Source organism: Bacillus cereus group sp. BfR-BA-01381, from assembly GCF_022663555.1.
Classification (GTDB): Bacteria; Bacillota; Bacilli; order Bacillales; family Bacillaceae_G; genus Bacillus_A; species Bacillus_A pacificus.
This window is the reverse complement of sequence record NZ_JAKUFR010000222.1, coordinates 1-471: the sequence shown is the minus strand read 5'-3', so window position 1 is coordinate 471 and position 471 is coordinate 1. Positions and strand designations below refer to the sequence as shown.

The window sequence follows — 471 nt, the reverse complement described above, 5'->3', positions numbered from 1 at the left end:
CCAATAACTATTTTTTGATAATGTAAGGCCAGAATCTAGTTTTAACTCTTTACCATCTTGATCCTTCCCGATAAATGTTACATCTACCTTTGTTCCATTCAACATCTTATAGTTCAACTTTGTAGATATAGGAGACACTTTTAAATTTTCCACTTCTATTTTTTGACCATTTTCTAATTTAAAATGCTTATGAATTGGAATTGTTTTCGTTTCAGCTTTTAATTTATCTCCAGATGCTTTGAAGGAAAAGCCCCATTCTCCTTTCCATGTTGAATTCCCCTCTTTTAAAGAGATATCCCTATATACAACTTGTATATCACATTCTCCACGAATTTCTAGAGGACTCATTTCATCATCTTTTAAATCTACATTTGAGAAAAATGTATATGTGTATTCATTTATTTTTTTGTCTCCGCCACTCCCGCTGCCATTTAACAGTTTTCCATTTATATAAATATCAGGGCTAGGATA

1 protein-coding gene is annotated in these 471 nt (G+C 31.6%); it reads right to left on the bottom strand.

The window, feature by feature from the left end:
• A partial coding sequence (locus MR079_RS28400) for a DUF5643 domain-containing protein (RefSeq protein ID WP_242295089.1) occupies positions 1–471 on the bottom strand: 471 nt, incomplete at both ends.